We start from the raw sequence: 18,630 nt of genomic DNA on the forward strand, positions 1-18,630 counted from the left end.
TCGTGGCCGGTGGACAATGTTTCCGTAGCTGTCCTCGGAGCGGACGGCGAAGTGCTGGGCACTGCCGGCGACCAGGACCGTCCGTACCGCTTGGCGTCCGTCACCAAACTGCTCAGCGCCTACACGGTCCTGATTGCCCTGGATGAGGGCGCGCTGGAACTGGACCAGCCGGCGGGACCGGAGGGTTCCACCGTGCGTCATTTGCTGGCGCATTCGGGCGGTTACGATTTCGGCGAGCGCACCGTCCGGTATGCCCCGGGCACCCGCCGGCTGTATTCGAATGCCGGCTTCGAAGTGCTCGGGGAAACCCTCGAGGCGGAAACAGGCATCGGGTTTGCCGACTACATGCGTGAAGGTGTGCTGAGCCCGCTGGGCATGGCGTCCACCCGCTTGGAGGGATCCCCCGCAGCCGGGGCGGTGTCTACTGCTGCGGACCTGACCCGCTTTGCCGCGGAGCTTCAGTCCCCCACGCTGACTGATCCGGGCCGGCTCGCGGAAGCGACCCGTGTGGTCTTCCCGGGCTTGGCGGGGGTACTGCCCGGGTTCGGCCGGCAGAAGGAGAACGACTGGGGTCTCGGCTTTGAAATCCGCGCCCGCAAGTCTCCGCACTGGACCGGTGCCAACAGCTCCCCGAGGACATTCGGCCATTTCGGTCAGTCCGGTACCTTCCTTTGGGTAGACCCCGCAGCCCGCGCAGCAGCCGTTTGCCTCACTGACCGGGACTTCGGTCCGTGGGCTGCCGAGGTCTGGCCAGCGTTGACTGATGCGGTCCTGGCGGAGCTCGCAGACCACTAGCGCCGGCTAAGCCGCCCTCAGGTAGTCCACAACGCAGGCTTCCAAGGTTCCGTCTGCGAAGCGCGGAGGCCCTGGATCCACGGCGGGCCCGTTCCGCATCCGGTCTTGAGGCGACCCGGGCAGCGGCGGAGCCGTGGACTGGTAGGTGTGCCCGGTTGGAGTCATGGTCTCGACCGTGTGCGGCCCCGGCTGGTCGACCGGCCGGACTCGCCAATCAGGTGCTTCCTTGGCCTGGTTGCATGCCTCGCACAGTCCCTGGCCGTTCACGATACTGGTGACCCCGCCGTCCTTGTGCGGATGTACATGGTCGATGTGCCGGATCGGTGCCCCGCACCACGGCATGCGGCAGGTTTGGTCCCGCGCAGCGATGAAGCGGGCCATCGATTCAGGGAACAGCCGGGCACGGGTGTCCATTGCGACCAGCTGCCCGCTGGTCGGATCCGCATAGAGCCGCCGGATCCAGCGTTCTGCGCTTTTGTCCCGCTTCGACTGCCCCCGCCCTGACTGGCCGGCGCCGGTGTTCCTGCTGCGTCCCCCTCCGCTGTCCCCGTCTGCGCGGCGCGTCCGGCCGTTATCCCCGTCTCTCCCGCTCCCCCGCAGCAGGTCCCTCGCCCACTGCGCAGGCACGGGACCATACCCCGGGACAAACGCGGGCTCCGATTCTCCACCCAGCAGGGTCCGGTCCGACATGACCAGCTGCACTTCCACCTTCATCTGGCCCGCATCGGTCTGGCCGGTAATCCGCTCCACGAGGGTATCGGCCATGATCTGGCCCCGCCCCCGGGCATCCCCCGCCGCACGGAGGCGATCCGCTTCACGGGACAAGGCCGCATAAACGCCGACTCCCTGGGCCACGGGCAGCAGCCCGGTCAGGTAGGTCATGGTATCCGGAGCGGGGCGGCAGGAGACGAACCGCTCGGTGGCGGCTTTGGCTGCCCGGTTTACGGCGGCCTTCGGATCCAGCCGGTAGGCGGCGCCTCTGGCCCGGGCAATGATCTGGCGGTCACCCAGTGTTTCCAGCACGCGGGGGTCTCCGGCAACTTCTGCATCTACCCGCTGCCGGTCCTCCACGCTGAGGCACGCCGTCTCCCGAACGAGCAACGTTGCCCGCCATTCGCTGATAGCGCCGGTGGTCAAGGCCTGCAAGGTGCACGGCATCTCGGACGTCAGGGCTTTTGCGAAGCCCAGCAGCCGCCCGCCTCGGTTCGGAGACTCCCTGCGTGCCAACGCAATCTGTGAAGAGATCCCGCGGCCCACATCCTCACGGCGCATTCCTGCTGCGGCCTGTTTCCGGCGCTGGGAAGCATCAAACGCTGCGGCGGCCCGGGCCTGGGCGGCTGAGGCGGCGGCTTTCAGTTCCTCGAGTGCCCGTATCCGGTCGATGAGTTCGCTGTCCTCCGGTTCCGCTCCCGACACCAGGCCAGCTTGGTCAACCAGCACCTCCACCCACCCATGCACCATGGCGCTGCCAGCTGCGGCAGTGCCGGCCGGCCGGTGCTCCTGAGGCGACGAATATTCGAACATGTATTCGATTTTAGGCGGCGGGACAGAGGTAAAACAGGGCAGAAGTACCTGTTCCGCTACCTGTTTTTGCTCTGTTCGCGGCCACTCAGCCCGGGAGGCCGATGCTCCGATGCTAAGCCGCACATACGGATATACGCAGAACCGGACAGCCGACCCGCTAGCCTGCTGGAATGGAAACCTGGCACCGGAACCAACTGAGCATGAGCCAGGGTGAGCTTGTGCAACAGTGGCTGCCGGGGGTTCGCCTCATCCGGGATCTCTCCTGGGCCCTCTCGGACACAGCGGTACTGGAAGTCGAATCCGGGGAGCGCCGGTACGTCGTCAAAGCCGCCGGTCTTTCCAACCACCACATAGGACGCGAGATCGCGGCGCATGAATCATGGACGCGGGTATGGAGCCGGCAGCACCGTGCACCGCGGCTCGCCCGCTCGGACCTCGCCCAGACGGTCCTCGTCACGGAATATCTCGATGGATCGCTGGCGGAGGGGACCACGGCCGAGCATGACCCGGAAGTTCATCACCAGGCGGGTTCGCTGCTGCGTCAGTTCCATGATCAGACCTCGCATACCAACAAGGGCTACGAGAGCGCAGCAACGGCCAGGGCGCTGTCTTGGCTGGAACGGCCGCACCGCATCGAGAAGTCCCAAGTGGAAGACGCCAGGACCATCCTTGCCGCCTATTCGCCAAAGCCGGTAACGGTGGTTCCGACCCACGGCGACTGGCAGCCGCGCAACTGGCTTCTCCATGGCACGGAACTGAGAATCATCGACTTCGGCCGGTTCGCGTTCCGCCCCGCTCTCACGGACTTCTGCCGCCTGGCAGCGCAGCAATGGCGCACCCACCCGCAGCTGAAGGACGTCTTCTTGGCAGGCTACGGTGCAGGCCTCGGGGACGGCGTGCGGGAAGATGACAGCGACATGGAACTCTGGCATATGACGCTGCTGCGCGAAGCAGTCTCCACCGCGGTGTGGGCCTACCAAACCGGCGACCATGCGTTCGAGCGGCAGGGACATCGGATGCTGGCCGACGCGCTGGCCACCTTCCGCACGGATGTATTCCATGCGCACACAACAAAAGGACACTCGTGAGGATCTTCGACCCGCAGATCATCCTGTTCGTGGCCGACACGGAAGGGGCAGCAGCTTCACCCCGGTGACCGAGGGCCACCGGGGCGTGCCTCACCCTGTGGACCGACGACGTCGCTGCAGCCTATGCCACGGCCCTCAACGCCGGCGCAAAGGACCTTGAGGGTCCCCACCCGTTCCTGGACGGAAGGCTCCGGGTGGCGTTCGTGGAGGACCCGGACGGACATCCGCTCCAGTTCGTGGAACGTCGGTAGTGTTGGCTACCAGCGCCCGTTCCGCGGCCGCGGCTGGCACACCGGACAACTGTAAGAGGACCGGTTCATAAAGGAATCCCTGCGGATCAGCGTATTTCGCCCCAGGGAAGCGCACCGCAGGCACGGTTCCCCCTCCCGGCCGTAGGCGTTCAGGGACCGGGAGAAGTAGCCGGACGCCCCGTTGACATTCACATACAGGGAATCGAAGCTCGTCCCGCCGGCGTCCAGCGCCCGGGTCATCACGTCCTGCGCCGCCTCAATCAGCCGCAGCGCATCCGCACGGCGCATGGTGTCCGTGGGCCGGGCGAAGTGCATCCGCGCAGCCCACAGCGATTCATCCGCATAGATGTTCCCCACCCCGGACACCAGCCCCTGGTCCAGCAGGGCACGCTTGATCCCGGTCCGCCGGGCACGCAGCCGGCGGTAAAAGTCATCGAAGGAAAAGGCCGGATCCAGCGGATCTCGGGCAATGTGCGCGGCCTCTTGCGCCACCAGCGGCAGTCCGGTTTCGGAAAGGCCGCCGGGAGCGCCGTCGGGCGTCGGCACCAGGTCGGTGAGGAACACGCCGCCGAAAATCCGCTGGTCCACGAACCGCAGCTCGGAGGGCATGGCCGCACCGGCGTCGTCGACCGCCGGACTGAGCGAAAGGCGCACCTTGAGGTGCTTCTCGTCCGGCAGCGCGGAGTCTTCCATCAGCAGCTGGCCGCTCATCCCCAGATGCGCCATGAGCGCCAGAGACGGCACGCCGTCGTGATCCTCCTCGACCAGCGGAAGCCACAGGAACTTGCCGCGGCGCACGACGTCGGTGACCACAGCGCCCTCAAGGTTGCCTGCCAAGTCCTCGGGACCGGCAGCGTGGCGCCGCACGGAGCGGGCGTCCAGGATCTGGACGCCGGTGATGGTCCGGCCGCGGACCCAGGAGGCGAGTCCGCGCCGGACAACCTCGACTTCGGGAAGCTCAGGCACGGCGGAACCGCCTAGGAACCGGCAGCCGCGGCGTCGGCTTCCCTGGAATTGATCATCTTCCAGGACGCGGCGGCAGCTTCCTGCTCCGCTTCCTTCTTGGAGTGGCCGGTACCCGTGCCGAAGGCCGTATCCCCAATATGGAGCACGGCAACGAAGCTGCGCGAGTGGTCCGGGCCGGAACCGGTGACACGGTATTCGATGTCGCCCATTTTCCGGCTCGCGGCGATCTCCTGGATGCTCGTTTTCCAGTCCGTACCGGCGCCCAGGGCATCGGCGTCGGAGAGGAGCGGTCCCACCAGCCGCATCACCATCTGGCGTGCGGTTTCAATCCCGTGGTCCAGATACACGGCGCCGATAACGGCTTCCGTGGTGTCCGCGAGGATGGAGGACTTGTCGCGTCCGTTGGTGAGCTTTTCACCCTGGCCGAGCAGGATGTATTCGCCCAGCCCCAGGTCGCGGGCAATGCCGGCCAGGGCGCGGGTACTCACGACGGCGGAGCGGCGCTTGGCCAGCTCCCCCTCGGAAAGGTCAGGATTATCCCGGTAGAGCGCATCGGTCACCGAGAACCCCAGAATGGAATCGCCAAGGAATTCGAGGCGTTCGTTCGTGGGGATGCCGCCCTGCTCGTAAGCGTAGGAGCGGTGCGTGAGCGCAAGACGAAGCGTCCCGGCGTCGATATCGACACCGAGACGCTTCATAAGCTCTTCAGTATTCTTCACTTTTTGGATACAACCCGAAAAGCAGTATTCACGGCCCTGGCAGCGGTTCCCCTAAAGGTGTGCATGGCAGGGCCGAACACTGGTCTTAGACGTCCGCGACCTTGCGGCCCTTGTATTCAAGGAACAGCGCGGTGCCGGCGGAATCGGTGACGACCTTGGCCTGGTGCGGCAGGCTATAGGTGACGCGGCCGTTCTCCACGGTCTTCACCAGGTTGGGCGCGGTCGCCTTCCACTGGGACCGGCGTGCACGTGTATTCGCGCGGGACATTTTCCGCTTCGGAACAGCCACGGCTAACTCTCTTCTCTCTCGTCTGACTCTGTACTTGGTGCCGCAGTATCTTCTGCGGCCGTGCCGGTCAACCCTGCGAGGGCTGCCCAGCGAGGATCCACTGCTTCATGGTGGTGACCCGGATCCTCCTCTAGGCGCGCTCCGCATTCGGAGCAAAGGCCTGGGCAGTCTTCCCGGCACACCGGCTGGAACGGCATGGTAAGAACCACGGCGTCCCGCAATACCGGCTCAAGATCGATGACATCTCGCTCGATCCGGCGTTGCTCTTCTTCCTCGTCTTCTTCGAAGGACTCAGCGTCCTCGTAGTAGAAGAGTTCCTGCACATCGACTTCTTGGTCGTACGCGAGTGGCTTCAGGCACCTGCCGCATTCGCCCCTTACGGGAGCGATGACTACGCCGGATACCAGAATCCCTTCGTGCACGGCCTCCAACCTCAAGTCAACCTCGAGCTCGGATCCTTCCGGAACGCCGATAAGCGCAACACCGAAGTCTTTCGGTGCCGGTACATGTTCATGCAAGGTCCGCATCGTTCCCGGGCTGCGCCCGAGGTCCCTGACGTTGATTGCCAGGGGTGTATTCGGATTGGACCGCGAAAATTCGCTAATGAGAACTCCTGTAGAACATAGACCGACATATCATCTTAGCCTGACTTGCCGGAATCTCTCAAACTGCGGCTGCGCTGCAGCCACGGAGCCCGCGCATGCACGGAACTCCGAGGTCCAGTTTACCCGCCTGCGGGCCAAGAGCTAATCGGCGGCAAGCAGGCGCTTGAGCACGGCTGCCGGGACAAATCCGCTGATGTCTCCGCCCAGGGCGGCGACCTCCTTGATCAGGGAGGAGGAGAGGTGGGTGTAGCTTCCCTCGGCGGGCAGGAAGACGGTTTCGACGCCGGTGAGGTGCCGGTTCATCACGGCCATCGGCAGTTCGTACTGGTAGTCCTGGACGGACCGCAGGCCCTTTACTATGGCGCCGGCACCGTGCTCGCGGCAGAACTCCGCCAGCAGCCCCTCCCCCATGGGAACCACGGATACCCCGCGCAGCGAGCCCAGTGCCTCGGCCGCCAGTTCCAGGCGCTGCCCGGCCGGGAAACGGTACTTCTTCGCATAGTTGGTGGACACCGCCACAATGACCTCGTCAAAGAGGCTTGCCGCGCGGGCAATGACCTCAATATGGCCGTTGTGGATAGGGTCAAAGGAACCTGGGCATACAGCGCGTCGCATAAGTCGAATCTACCGGGTCCGGCAGGGTAATACTGGAAGAATGAGTTTCTCCACCCCCGCGTCCCTGCTCCGCTCCCGGCAGGCAGCCGGCCCCGCGCCCTGGCAGCGCACCGCAGCCGGCGCCAACCTGCTCGCAGCAGACGGCAACCTGGGCGTGACCATCTTCGAAGAAATCACCGCCACGGCCGGCCGGCACAACGCCATCAACCTCGGCCAGGGGTTCCCGGACGAGGACGGCCCGGCGGAAATGCTCGACGCCGCCCGCGCCGCCATTGCTTCCGGCGCCAACCAGTACGCGCCGGGCCAGGGACTGCCGGTGCTGCGCGAGGCCATCGCCGCCCACCAGGACCGCTTCTACTCCCTGGCCGTGGATCCCGGAACCGAGGTGATTGTCAGCACCGGAGCCACCGAGGCCATCGCATCGGCGCTGCTGGCGCTGGCTGGCCCGGGAGACGAAGTGCTGACCTTCGAGCCGTTCTACGATTCCTACGGTGCCGTGATCGGCCTCAGCGGCGCCACGCACACCACCGTTGCCCTGCAGGCCCCGCATTTCCTGCCCGACGACGGCGCGCTGGAGGCCGCGTTCAGCGAGCGCACCAGGGTGGTGCTGGTGAACAACCCGCACAACCCCACCGGGACCGTCCTGCCGCGTGAAGTGCTCCAGCAGGTCGTGGACCTGGCGGCGCGGTACAACGCCGTGATCGTCACCGATGAAGTGTATGAACACCTCACCTTCGGGCCGCAGCACATCCCCGTCGCCACCCTGCCGGGGGCGGCCGAGCGGACACTGACCGTTTCCTCCGCCGGCAAGACGTTCTCCGTGACGGGCTGGAAGGTCGGCTGGCTCACCGGCCCGGCACCGCTGGTGTCCGCGGTCCGGACGGTCAAGACCTTCCTGAGCTACACCTCCGGCACCCCGTTCCAGTACGCCGTTGCGGTTGGCCTGGGCCTGCCTGATGCCTACTTCACGGAGGCCGCGGCTACCCTGAAAGCCAAACGCGACCTCCTCGGCGAGGGGCTGCGCGCAGCGGGCATGACCGTCCTGCCTTCCTCCGGAACCTACTTCCTCACCGCGGATACCTCCGCCCTGGGCATCACGGACGCCACCGCGCTTGCCCGCCGGCTCCCGGAGCTGATCGGCGTGGCGGCCATCCCGGTGGCAGTGTTCTGCCACGCGGACGGCGCGCAGCGCACACGCTCACTGCTGCGCTTCGCGTTCTGCAAAAAGTTCGAGGTCCTGGAGCAGGCATCAGAACGCCTGGCCGGGCTGGGCGGTGCCCTGTGAACGCCTCACGGCTGCTGCGCGGCATCGGAGCCCACGCCACCATCACGGAAGACGGCTTCACGCCGGGCGCCTATGTGCTGAGCATCGGCGGGGCGGAACAGTCCCACGTAGACCTGGCCCGGCCCGGGGAGATCTTCTATGAATACCTGCGCCGTATGGGCAACGTCCTGGACCTGGTTCGGCCCGCCGGGGAGCCGGTGCGCGCCCTGCATCTGGGTGCCGGCGCCCTGACCCTTGCCCGATACCTGCAGGCCACCCGTCCCGGTTCCCGGCAGGCCGCAGTGGAGCTGGAACGGGAACTGCTGGACTTTGTCCTGGCCCACCTTCCGCTGCCGGAGGGAACGGATCTGCAGACGGTGATCGGTGATGCCCGTGAATCGCTGGACCGCTTTACCGGGCAGGAGTTCGACGCCGTTGTCCTGGACATCTTTGCCGGCGCCGATGCACCCGGGCACCTGACGACGTCGGACTTCTACGCGGAGCTGGCCGCCTTGCTCTGCCCCAACGGCGTGCTGCTGGTCAATGTGGGAGACGATCCGCCGCTGGCGTTCGCCCGCAGGCAGATCCGCGAACTGGCGGCAGGCCTGGAACGTGCCGGCCGCGGAGCGGTGGCCGCGCTGGGTCCGGCCGACATGTTTACCGGCCGTTACCCCGGCAACATCGTGCTGGCGGCAACCCCGTTCCCGTGGCCGGAGGAATGGACCCGGCAGCTGCTGGCCGCCGGCCCGCATCCTGCTGCGGTGCTCACGGGCGAGGACCTGGACGTGTTTGCCTCGGGATCCTAGCGGGCGCGGCTAACCGGCCTGCTGCGCGGGCTCGGCGAACCACAGGGTGGTCTCGCCGTACTTACGCTCGCTGAAGCGTTCCAGCCCCGCCGGCCAGACCGGCTCATCGGAGCGGGTGGATCGTTCCAGCACCACGACGGCGCCCTCGGACAGGTGTTTCGCCAGCGGCGCCAGGACCGTTTCCAGTTCGGCCTCCGTCAGGGCGTAGGGGGGATCGATGAAGACCAGGTCCCACCGGACTTCTTCGGGCACACGCAGCAGGAATGTTTCCGCCTTGGCCCGGTGCACGTTCACCCGGTTGGAGCCCAGCAGCTTGTTGACCAGTTCCGCGTTGCGCCGGCAGGTGGCCGCGGCCTTGTCTGCAAGCTCCACCAGGTCCACGGCCTCGGCTCCGCGGCTGGCGCTTTCCACACCCAGTGCTCCCGAACCGGCGAACAGGTCCAGTACCCGGGCGCCCTGCAGCACCTCGTAGGATTCCAGGCGGGAGAACAGTGCTTCCTTGACCCGGTCCGTGGTGGGACGGGTTCCGTCGCCCGGAACGCTGAACAAGGTGGATCCGCCGGCGGTCCCGGCAATAATGCGGCTCATGCCTTCACTTTATCCGCGTTCCAGGAAGGCTTCGGCCTCGGGGTTCAGGTACGCCTCGATCGCCTCGTCCAGGGCCGGATACTCCCGCAGGTCCGGGTCCTCCGCAACCAGGGCGACGGCATCAGCCCGTGCCTTTTCGATGACCTTTTCGTCCTGCACCGCCCGCAGCAGCTTCAGTGTGGAGCGCCCGCCGGACTGGCTGGCACCCAGGATGTCGCCCTCGCGGCGCAGTTCCAGGTCCTTGCGGGAGAGCTCGAAGCCGTCGGTGGTCGCGGCAACCGCTTCCAGCCGTTCCCGGCTGGGATGGCCCGGTTCCAGGCTGGTGACCAGCAGGCAGGTGCCGGGTAACCCGCCGCGGCCCACCCGGCCGCGCAGCTGGTGCAGCTGGGAGATGCCGAACCGGTCCGCATCCATGATCACCATGAGGGAGGCGTTGGGAACGTCCACGCCCACCTCGATGACGGTGGTGGAGACCAGCACGTCCACGTCACCGTCGTTGAAGGCCGCCATCGCTTCGTGTTTCTCCGCCGGGTCCAGCCGGCCGTGCAGCGCCGCCACTGTTTTTCCGGCGAGGGCGGGGACCGTGGCCAGGTACTCCGTCATTTCCGTGACGGAGGCCAACTGCTGCTTCGGCGCCCGTTCGCCGCCGGCCGGCGGTTCGGCAGGGTCAAAGAGCGCCAGCTCGCTGCCCGGCTCTTCTTCCTTGTCTCCGATCTTGGGGCACACAACGTAGACCTGGCGCCCGGCGTCGATTTCTTCCCGTGCGCGGGCCCAGATCCGCTGCTCCCACTGCGGCTTTTCGGCCAGCGGAGAGACGAACGTGGAAATCGGTGCCCGCCCGGCCGGCAGTTCGGTCAGCGTGGACACCTCAAGGTCGCCGAACACGGTCATGGCGACGGTGCGCGGAATAGGGGTTGCCGTCATCACCAGCAGGTGCGGGGTGCTGTGCCCCTTGGTGCGCAGCACGTCCCGCTGCTCCACGCCGAACCGGTGCTGTTCATCCACCACCACCAGGCCGAGGTCGGCGAAGGAGACGTGCTCCGAGAGCAGCGCGTGGGTGCCGATGATGATTCCCGCGGCTCCGCTGGCCGCATCCAGCAGTGCCGCCCGGCGTGCCGCAGTGTTCATGGAACCGGTCAGCAGGGTCACCCGGGTGCCGTCCGGATCACCGTCCAACTGTCCGCCACGGCCCAGCGGGCCAAGCATGGCGGTAATAGATTCGTAGTGCTGGGCTGCCAGTACCTCCGTGGGGGCGAGCAGGGCGGCCTGTCCTCCGGCGTCGATCACCTGCAGCATGGCCCGCAGCGCCACCAGGGTCTTGCCCGACCCCACTTCGCCCTGCAGCAGCCGGTTCATCGGGTGGTCTCCGGCCAGTTCCCGGGAAAGGTCCCGGCCGATTTCGGCCTGCCCGTTGGTGAGCGTGAAGGGCAGGGAGGCATCAAACCGGTCCAGCAGGCCGCCGGGCACGGCAGGGCGGGCCGTGGCTTCTTCCTCAGCGGTCAGCGCCCGACGGCGGGCCAGCGCGGTCTGCAGCACCAGGGCTTCCTGATAGCGGAACCGGTGCCGTGCGGCGTAGGCCTCTTCCATGGTGGCGGGGCGGTGGATCCGGTTATACGCCTCTGCCAGGCCGGGAAAACGTTCCCGGCTCCGGATTGCGGCGGGGAGCGGGTCGCGCAGCCGGTCCGTCTCCATGGTGTCCAGGAGCATGGCCACGGACTTGGCAATCTGCGGGCTGGCGAGTTTGGCTGTGGCCGGGTACACGGGAATGGGGCGTTTGAGCTCTTCCTCGTCCACGGTGTCTTCATCCAGCAGGACATAGCTGGGGTTGGTGAGCTGCAGCTGGCCCTTGTAGGCGCCCACCTTGCCGGAGAACATCGCCCGGGTGCCTACGGCCAGCTCCTTGGATGCGTTGAATCCGTTGAAGAACGTCAGATGCAGCTGGCCGAGGCTGCCGTCGGTGTCATCGGTGACCACCACCTCCACGATCATTCCCTTGCGGGCGCGCATCTGCCGCCGGTTGTTGCTCTGTACCCGGGCTATCAGGGTGACATCTTCGTCGAAGGGTATTTCGGCAATGGGGGTGAGCTCCCCGCGTTCGAGGTAGCGCCGGGGGAAGTGGTGCAGCAGGTCGCCGACCGTCTTGAGGCCCAGCTGCTTGTCCAGCTTCGTGGCGGACGGCTTGCCGATGCGGCGGTCGAGCGGGAAATCCAGTTCTGCGGGAAGCCTAGAGTCCATGCGCCCCGGGGATTTCCTGGTTCTCGGGGATCTCCTTGGTTTCGTGTCCGTCCGCGGAGAGCTCCGTAATGGTCAGGTTCATCGGCTCGCCCAGCCCGCGCAGCAGCTCTATGGCGGCGCCGGCCTCCGGGGTGTGCACGTGCACCCGCCAGCGGTAACCGTCCGCAACGGGGCTGACGGCGCTCATGATCACCGAGTCGCCCAGCTCATCCAGCTGCAGCCGCAGGGTGGCGGCGTCCAGCGGACTGAGATTGATGGTGCACATAACTTCGACGCCCTCCATCCGGGGCATATGCGCGTGGATGTGCGGATCCTGGACATCGTAGCCGTGCAGGCCGTCCAGCAGTTCCTCCTGCAGCTCCTCGCCCAGGGCTGCGGCGCGGAGCGCGTCAAGCACCAGCAGGAAGCCGACGCCGCCGGCATCCACCACCCGGGCTTCCGTCAACGCGTCCAGCTGGTTTTCGGTGTGGACGACGGCGGCAAGGGCAGCGTCCAGCATGGCCCGCAGAGTCACTGCCAGGCCTACGTTGCTGTCATCGCCGGTGACGGCGGCTTCACTGTCCGAGGCTGCATGGGCTGCCGCTTCCAGGACCGAGAGCATGGTGCCCGGGACGGGATCGCTGAGCACCGACCAGGACCGGAGCTGGGCGCGCTGCAAAGCAGAGGCGAGCAGCGGCGCGGACAACCGGACGGCGCCGGCCAGGGGTTCGGCCATGGACGTGAGGAAGACCGAAAACAGGGTGCCGGAGTTGCCGCGGGCATCTTCCATGGCGGCGCGGCCTGCGGTTCCCAGCAGTTCGCCGATGTCGGCTGTATCGGTTTCGGCAGCTGCCTTGGCGGCGGCGCAAAGTGTCAGGTACAGGTTGGTGCCGGTGTCGCCGTCGGCCACCGGAAAAATGTTGATGGCATTGAGGCGGTCGCTGTGGTTGCCAAGGGACACCTCTGCGTTGCTCAACCATCGCTTCAGCGCTTGCGCGTTGGCGGTGATCTTAGTCTGCAAAGTAGTCCCGTTTCCTGCTTGTGCCACTCATCTGGGGCCCGTCCCGTCCGGTCTTCGCCGTCTTTGCCGCTAACCGTTTATGTCATTAGGAAGCCTACCGCAGGGCACTGACAGAAGCCGATAACGATTTGCCCGTTGATCACGCTCCGATATGGAAAGCTGTACCTATGCCCAACAAGCACTACGCGGACGTCGCCGCCGCCCGCCACATGCGCGACTGGTCGCAGGAACCGCGCCCCCGCGCATCCAAAGGGCATGTATCCGCTGTCACCGCCGGAGAAGACAACCAGATGACTGCCCGTGCGCCCAAGCCGCGAAGGGACAAAGCCTACCGGCGCAAGCGGCTTGTTGCCCTGGTGGTCAGCCTGTTTGCCTGCCTGTCAGTTCCGGCCCTGATTCTGCTGCTTGTGCTTTTCGGCTAGGACGAACGCGAAAAACTGCTTTATTTCGTCCACGGGGGAACGTCCAACACCACGTCGGACACAGCTAGAATGGCTTTAGTCTTTGTCAAGTGTATTTGGGGGAACTCGTGCCTGTTGTTATGCCTATCTATGGAACCAGGCCGGAAGCCATCAAGATGGCTCCGATTATTGCCGCTATCCAGCAATCTGAAACACTCGATTGCTTTGTCACCGTTACCGGCCAGCACCGTTCAATGCTGGACCAGGTTAACGGTCTGTTCGATATCGTCCCCGACCACGATTTGAACATCTTCTCCCCGGGGCAGACCCTCAGCGGAATTCTCACCAGGACAATCGACGGCCTGGACAAGCTTTTCAGCGTCAACAAACCGGATGTTGTTGTAGTCCAGGGGGACACCACAACGTCCACGGCCGCGGCCATCGCCGCTTTTTACCACGGGATCCCCGTGGTCCATGTTGAGGCAGGCTTGCGCAGCGGGGACCTCTTTTCACCCTTCCCGGAGGAAGCCAACCGGAAGATCACGTCCCAGATAGCCAGCCTGCATCTTGCCCCCACAAATACCAGCCGGGCCAACCTCATGGCTGAAAACATCAATCCCCGCGATGTAGCCGTCACAGGCAACAGCGTCATTGATGCGCTCTTGATGACTGTTGACAAGGAGGTTCCGTTTACCGACCCAAAGCTCGAAGAACTTGCGGTAGCCGGTAACCGCATCCTTCTTTCCACGACCCACCGCCGTGAGAACCAGGGTGAGGCGATGCGGGGCATTGGCCGGGCGCTTGCCCGCATTGCGGAGGCCGAACCGGACGTAACCATTGTTCTTCCGCTGCACAAAAACCCCGTGGTGCGCGCAGCGGTGATGCCCTACGTCGAAGGCCACGCCAACATTGTGGTCACCGAACCGTTGGCGTACGGCGAATTCACCCGCATGCTCTCCCTCTCCCACTTGGTGCTCACCGATTCCGGCGGAGTCCAGGAAGAGGCACCAAGCCTCGGCAAGCCCGTCCTCGTGATGCGCGAAAACACCGAACGGCCCGAGGCAGTGGATGCGGGCACCGTCAAGTTGATCGGCACCAATGAGGACCTCATTTTCACCGAGGTAACCCGGCTTCTCAACGATCAGGATTATTTCGATTCCATGGCCAACGCGGTCAACCCCTATGGAGATGGGAAAGCAGCAATGCGGACCGTCGCAGCGATCGAAGAATTGCTGGGGCTGGGAACACGGACATCGGACTTTGCGTAAACGCATTTTTGTCTACGGCGGCAACGCGGCCTCCGCCCTGGTCAATGCGTACAGCGAAAACGCAGCACGCGTCGGATTTGTTGCGCGGCAGTCGCTGATCAGCGCAATGAATCCGCCCGGCCGGGTCGAGTTTGGCCTTCCCCCAGGGGTCACGGCATCCGCCGAGCGCCTGGTGCGACAGGATGCCGCTTCCTCGCTGACAGATGAACTGGGGAAATCCGCGCCGGATACGGACCTGGTTTTTTGGGACTTGGACGATGAGCGCTTTGGTGTTTATGAGATGGAGGACGGCAGCTACCTCACCCGTTCGCCGCTGCTCGCCAGGGCAACCATTGCCGGGCCGTCAATCCGCCGCCACATAGAATTTGGCTCCACGGAGCACCTCACCTTGTGGACCTCCGCTGCCGACGTCTTCGTGCGGTGGTTGAAGGATCTGGGAATTTCCTCCCGAACCCATGCCTTCCGCCTTCACTGGGCTGCAAACGATGCAGCCGGGGGCAGCGTCGAGCTGGCGTTCGGCCCGGCATCCTTTCAAATGAACGCATTGTTCCGGCCCTATTTTGAGCATCTGGATCGGTTGGGAATCTCTGTCATCGAGGAAGTTCATACCCTGGGGTCTTCCCACCATCCAGGCGGACGTTCGCCCCTGCACCTCCGCGACGATTCCTACCACAGTGCGCTGGGGCAGTTGTCGAAGGTTCTCCAGGGCCCGGGAGCTGCCCCGGAACGAGGAGACACTACAAGCCATTGGAATTGGGACAGCCGACACCAAGCACCGGTGCTTCGCTGGAAAGCCCTCGAAGAACTCGATGCCACAGCGCCAGGCCGAACCGCCCACGTCATCGCTCCACGCCGGTCTGAGGGCGAGAAGTTTCCGGCCCGTTTCCTCCTGCAGAACACCGGCTCGGACACCCTGCTGGTCATCAGCCATGGGGCCTTGCCGAGGGCAAAATACCAAACACCGCGGTTCGAGTGGCTGGCAACTCTTCAGGACCGCCCGGAAAACCTCCTGTTCCTGGCGGATGGAGCGTTGGAAAACCACCCGGAGCTGGAATTGGCCTGGTTTACGGGTGATGCCGAGGACGACCTCACCAAGCGTTTCGCCCACATAGTCCAAACCGTGTCCAGGCAAATAGGTGCCAAACGGATCCTCTTTGTCGGCGGATCGGGCGGCGGCTTCGCGTCACTCGCTTTAGCGTCCCTCGTACCCGGTTCACGGGCGCTGGCCTTCAACCCGCAAACCGCTATCCGCAAATACTGGAACAAAGCGGTCACCGCGTATCAACAGGCACTTTTCCCTGAATGGGATTCAGTTCGCCCGCTCGACGGATTAGGAACCCGCGTCAGCGCGGTAGCCCGCGTAGCCCAGACCTCTCCGCGGGACTACCAAGTAATCTATGTCCAGAATGACGATGACGCTTTCCATATGCAGAATCACCTTGGGCCCTTTGCATCAGCGGTAGGGATGCCGGCAGAATCTGCCGTTTCGTCCAGCGGCAACGTGCAACTGATTGTGGACAGGTTTGCCGAAGGGCACAACATGCCGTACCGAAGAGTGCTCAATCCGTTTGTTGACCGGGCCCTGAGTAACTGGGGATCTCCGTTGGCTGGCTGGGACCGGGACTATTATGCCCATCTGCTTACGGGTCCGGAAGCCTCATGACGCTCCAATCCAGCTCCCACTCCGGGCTAAAACTCCTCTGGATCGACACAGTCCTCTGTGACGCGGAGGATGACCCGGACATCATTGAACGCTACCTGCAGCGGTTCCTGCTCACCATGGAAAGCATTGGCGCGCAGACCATCCCCGACGGAGCGGATTTCCGCTTCACAGTGAATCTCTCCCGTGACAAGCTGGCGTACCTCCCGCGGATCGAACAAGCGATCTGCCGTTTGGGCGCTGCCCACCGCCACGGAACGCGCGTGCACCTCTACGATCACCCGCCGGGTGGATACGGTGTGCCGGCAAGCTCCCATATCGACAGCATCAAAAACCCCAACAAACAGCCTGGACGCCGCGAGGCCCTCTTTGCTGCTGCAGCTGCAGGCGAAAACTTCGGTCGTTACGAGTCATTAGTCCGGATTTCCATGGATGATGATGACCTGTACTTCCCCGGGCATCTGAGCCAGATCTCTGCCTTCGCTGATGCCCTGCTCGTTTCGCATCCGGAGTCAGTCAGTGCCGCAGGCTTGTACCGCCAGAACTTGGCCACGGTGACTCCTGCCGGGATTTCCATGCGGGACGTGGATTTCAACCGGGTCATCCCCGGGAACAAGTTCTTTGTTATCCCGGCGTCCCATGTTCCCAACGCGGCCCGCTACAGCCCCTGGGCAATTCCAGAGCTCATTGACGAAGATGCCGTAGAACGTTTCGCGGGGACAGGGGTCAACCTTGTGCTGGTCCGCAACAATGCCCCGACCTTTGTATACATGCGGCGTGCCGCTAATTTGTCCCTCCAGTCCAAAGACGCCTGCATAGATAACACCCATGCTGAACAGGAGTTCAGTAACGAAGAGGACCTACTGGACCATCTCCGCTCCTCCCCTGCCGAGCCTGCACGGGTGCCGGTGATGGCCCCGCTGCCGCGCGAATTCCGGCTAACCTGCAGCCGGGCTCACGACGGTACCGTCAATGTTTCAACGAACTTCGACACCATGTTCGGCCCCGGGCACCGGATAGCTTTCTACCTGATGCACGGAGCAGAGCGTTTAGATGTCCGTTGGTATTCCGGCGATGGATCGGCCCAGTTCACGCACACTCCGCCTGGCTGCACGGTGCGGGCGTTTGTCCAGTACGACGGTGAAATCATTGCCCGCAAAGGTCGGCGGGTTTTCGGGTGACAGCAGCGGCCAGCGGCACCGTCTCGAAGGATCCCACAATCGTCCCGCTTTCGGCGTCCATGCGGCTCACCTGTGCCTGCACCGCCCTGTTTGCCGGAGCGGGCACCTTGAAGAAGGTCGACGCGGAATAGTCCGAGGACAGTAACTCCTTGCCTTGGCTAATGATCCTGACCGCTGCGACTTCACCCGGAGGCAGCCACAGTTTCAACTGCACTTCTTCGTCCGGGCCATCACGCCGACCCAACTGATAGGGAAGTACCGTGCGGTCCGAAGTCCTTTCCCCTTGCAGTGCCGCCGCCAGGTAAGGACCGAAGGCCGAGCCGATATTTTGGTGGTCCACGTCAGTAACTATGAGGGTTTGCGCATCAATTCCGGCCTGTCGGGCCAACTCCATGAACGGCTGCACATGGACATGCAAATGGCTGTCGTTCTGTCCCACGAGAACCGTGACCTGCGGGTTCCCCTGACGCTGGTCAATGGACTCGGGGATGAGGCGATCCAGCCATGCGACCGATTCGTCGGACTCGTCTCCGGCGATGAAACCCAGAATGTCCGAAGACGCACCCCGCAGATAACTTCCAGGGAAACACTGCGGCGCTCCCGCGATGATTCTCCCGGCGCCGAAGACCAGCCCGTGGGCCAGAGCCGCTGTGCCGCCTTTTGAGGATCCGGCAAAAGAGGTGTCCGAAGCCCGGATACCAAGCTCTGCGGAAACATCACGAAGAAGGCTCTGCACGGCAGAAAATATTCCTGTATCCCGGTGGTCCGCATAGTAGTACGAGCCTTGTGCGCCGAAGTCGTCCAGGACGTACAGGCGGTATGCGTCCACGGCGGCCAGCGACGAACGGTAGTTATAGGTGAAGTCATAGGGTCCGGAAATGGCGGAGAACACCACCGTGAGCCGGTTTCTCCCACGCTCGCTGAGCGGTTCCTCCAAGTAGTACGTCACTTCCCGGTCGCCGTGCCGGGTTTTCCAGCCGCTCCCGGACCGCGTTACGCCGCGGTCCACCACCAGTCCCTGGCCGGAGGAGACCGTCAGTTCGACGTTCCCGGTGCTGCAGAGCTCAACTGAACGGGTCCTGTTGCGGAACCATGGACGTGTTCCCCTCCGGTAACGGAGAACCGCCGGAGCGTCTCCTTTGAGACGCAGTTCTGCCGGCCGGTGTCCGCCGGGCGTAGTCAGTACAAATGAATGTCCGTGACCTTCTACTCGGAAAGGGAAAGGAATCTTCCAGACGACTGCCGCGCTCAACCCGGCCCCGCCCTTCAAGCGGAAAACCCCGCCGCCTGCACTGGACGGGTCTGCTTCATTCCCTTGTCGCTTCAGCGGGGCGGTAAGGACGTTCTCGGCCATTCGGCGGGCGAGGGCGCTGGC

Annotated in this window: 19 protein-coding genes; 9 read left to right on the forward strand and 10 right to left on the reverse strand. The window is 64.5% G+C overall.

The annotated features are described in order from the left end of the window. Positions 1 to 9 precede the first annotated feature (9 nt). On the forward strand, positions 10 to 795 hold the full coding sequence (locus QNN98_RS15430) for a serine hydrolase domain-containing protein (RefSeq protein WP_283998268.1): 786 nt from the start codon (positions 10 to 12) through the stop codon (positions 793 to 795). Positions 796 to 801: 6 nt separating this feature from the next. Here the strand turns inward: QNN98_RS15430 and QNN98_RS15435 are convergent, their stop codons facing one another. Then, a complete protein-coding gene (locus QNN98_RS15435; protein WP_283998270.1) occupies positions 802 to 2,319 on the reverse strand; it encodes an HNH endonuclease in 1,518 nt (505 codons plus the stop codon). A 170-nt stretch (positions 2,320 to 2,489) separates the two neighbouring features. Between QNN98_RS15435 and QNN98_RS15440 the strand changes: the two genes are divergently transcribed. After that, the gene (locus QNN98_RS15440) at positions 2,490 to 3,407 is read left to right on the forward strand and encodes a phosphotransferase (protein WP_283998272.1); all 918 of its coding nucleotides are present in this window, start codon (positions 2,490 to 2,492) and stop codon (positions 3,405 to 3,407) included. Positions 3,408 to 3,502: 95 nt separating this feature from the next. Continuing rightward, the gene (locus QNN98_RS16555; RefSeq protein ID WP_502864784.1) at positions 3,503 to 3,658 is read left to right on the forward strand and encodes a VOC family protein; all 156 of its coding nucleotides are present in this window, start codon (positions 3,503 to 3,505) and stop codon (positions 3,656 to 3,658) included. 6 nt (positions 3,659 to 3,664) lie between these two features. On the opposite strand, the gene mutM is transcribed toward QNN98_RS16555, so the two are convergent. From mutM to coaD, 5 genes are all read right to left on the reverse strand, one after another. Then, positions 3,665 to 4,624, reverse strand: coding sequence for a bifunctional DNA-formamidopyrimidine glycosylase/DNA-(apurinic or apyrimidinic site) lyase (mutM, locus tag QNN98_RS15445; protein ID WP_283998274.1), 960 nt, complete (start codon positions 4,622 to 4,624; stop codon positions 3,665 to 3,667). Positions 4,625 to 4,635: 11 nt separating this feature from the next. Next, a complete protein-coding gene (gene rnc / locus QNN98_RS15450; RefSeq protein ID WP_227911721.1) occupies positions 4,636 to 5,343 on the reverse strand; it encodes a ribonuclease III in 708 nt (235 codons plus the stop codon). A gap of 85 nt (positions 5,344 to 5,428) precedes the next feature. After that, positions 5,429 to 5,632 (reverse strand): 50S ribosomal protein L32, encoded by a 204-nt coding sequence (gene rpmF, locus QNN98_RS15455; protein ID WP_146364453.1) that lies wholly within the window; start codon positions 5,630 to 5,632, stop codon positions 5,429 to 5,431. Positions 5,633 to 5,634: 2 nt separating this feature from the next. Beyond that, on the reverse strand, positions 5,635 to 6,201 hold the full coding sequence (locus tag QNN98_RS15460) for a YceD family protein (protein ID WP_227911744.1): 567 nt from the start codon (positions 6,199 to 6,201) through the stop codon (positions 5,635 to 5,637). Between the two features lie 177 nt (positions 6,202 to 6,378). Continuing rightward, positions 6,379 to 6,852: a pantetheine-phosphate adenylyltransferase gene (gene coaD, locus QNN98_RS15465; protein WP_227911722.1), complete on the reverse strand. Its 474-nt coding sequence runs from the start codon at positions 6,850 to 6,852 to the stop codon at positions 6,379 to 6,381. A 40-nt stretch (positions 6,853 to 6,892) separates the two neighbouring features. On the opposite strand from coaD, the gene QNN98_RS15470 reads away from it, so the two are divergent. Together QNN98_RS15470 and QNN98_RS15475 are read left to right on the forward strand one after the other, a co-directional pair. Next, entirely contained in the window at positions 6,893 to 8,137 is a 1,245-nt protein-coding gene (locus QNN98_RS15470; protein WP_283998278.1) for an aminotransferase class I/II-fold pyridoxal phosphate-dependent enzyme, read from the forward strand. Beyond that, positions 8,134 to 8,922 (forward strand): spermidine synthase, encoded by a 789-nt coding sequence (locus QNN98_RS15475; RefSeq protein WP_227926067.1) that lies wholly within the window; start codon positions 8,134 to 8,136, stop codon positions 8,920 to 8,922. The genes QNN98_RS15470 and QNN98_RS15475 overlap by 4 nt, the downstream gene beginning before the upstream one ends. Before the next feature lie 9 nt (positions 8,923 to 8,931). On the opposite strand, the gene rsmD is transcribed toward QNN98_RS15475, so the two are convergent. The 3 genes from rsmD to QNN98_RS15490 are packed head-to-tail and all read right to left on the reverse strand — an operon-like array spanning position 8,932 to position 12,712. Beyond that, entirely contained in the window at positions 8,932 to 9,510 is a 579-nt protein-coding gene (rsmD, locus tag QNN98_RS15480; protein ID WP_227911725.1) for a 16S rRNA (guanine(966)-N(2))-methyltransferase RsmD, read from the reverse strand. A gap of 9 nt (positions 9,511 to 9,519) precedes the next feature. After that, entirely contained in the window at positions 9,520 to 11,745 is a 2,226-nt protein-coding gene (locus QNN98_RS15485) for an ATP-dependent DNA helicase RecG (RefSeq protein WP_227926065.1), read from the reverse strand. Continuing rightward, positions 11,735 to 12,712: a DAK2 domain-containing protein gene (locus QNN98_RS15490; protein ID WP_227911745.1), complete on the reverse strand. Its 978-nt coding sequence runs from the start codon at positions 12,710 to 12,712 to the stop codon at positions 11,735 to 11,737. Before QNN98_RS15490 ends, QNN98_RS15485 begins: the two co-directional genes overlap by 11 nt. A gap of 200 nt (positions 12,713 to 12,912) precedes the next feature. On the opposite strand from QNN98_RS15490, the gene QNN98_RS15495 reads away from it, so the two are divergent. From QNN98_RS15495 to QNN98_RS15510, 4 genes are all read left to right on the forward strand, one after another. After that, positions 12,913 to 13,167: a hypothetical protein gene (locus QNN98_RS15495; protein WP_283998282.1), complete on the forward strand. Its 255-nt coding sequence runs from the start codon at positions 12,913 to 12,915 to the stop codon at positions 13,165 to 13,167. Between the two features lie 107 nt (positions 13,168 to 13,274). Beyond that, positions 13,275 to 14,414 (forward strand): non-hydrolyzing UDP-N-acetylglucosamine 2-epimerase, encoded by a 1,140-nt coding sequence (wecB, locus tag QNN98_RS15500; protein ID WP_283998329.1) that lies wholly within the window; start codon positions 13,275 to 13,277, stop codon positions 14,412 to 14,414. Continuing rightward, on the forward strand, positions 14,335 to 16,077 hold the full coding sequence (locus QNN98_RS15505) for a DUF6270 domain-containing protein (protein WP_283998283.1): 1,743 nt from the start codon (positions 14,335 to 14,337) through the stop codon (positions 16,075 to 16,077). The genes wecB and QNN98_RS15505 overlap by 80 nt, the downstream gene beginning before the upstream one ends. Further along, positions 16,074 to 17,255, forward strand: a complete 1,182-nt coding sequence (locus tag QNN98_RS15510) for a hypothetical protein (RefSeq protein ID WP_283998284.1) — start codon at positions 16,074 to 16,076, stop codon at positions 17,253 to 17,255. Before QNN98_RS15505 ends, QNN98_RS15510 begins: the two co-directional genes overlap by 4 nt. Here the strand turns inward: QNN98_RS15510 and QNN98_RS15515 are convergent. Continuing rightward, positions 17,221 to 18,264 (reverse strand): hypothetical protein, encoded by a 1,044-nt coding sequence (locus QNN98_RS15515; RefSeq protein ID WP_283998285.1) that lies wholly within the window; start codon positions 18,262 to 18,264, stop codon positions 17,221 to 17,223. The two genes, QNN98_RS15510 and QNN98_RS15515, sit on opposite strands and share 35 nt — an antisense overlap. Positions 18,265 to 18,630 lie beyond the last annotated feature (366 nt).

Origin of the sequence: Arthrobacter sp. zg-Y1143 (assembly GCF_030125565.1) — a bacterium.
GTDB lineage: Bacteria > Actinomycetota > Actinomycetes > Actinomycetales > Micrococcaceae > Arthrobacter_B.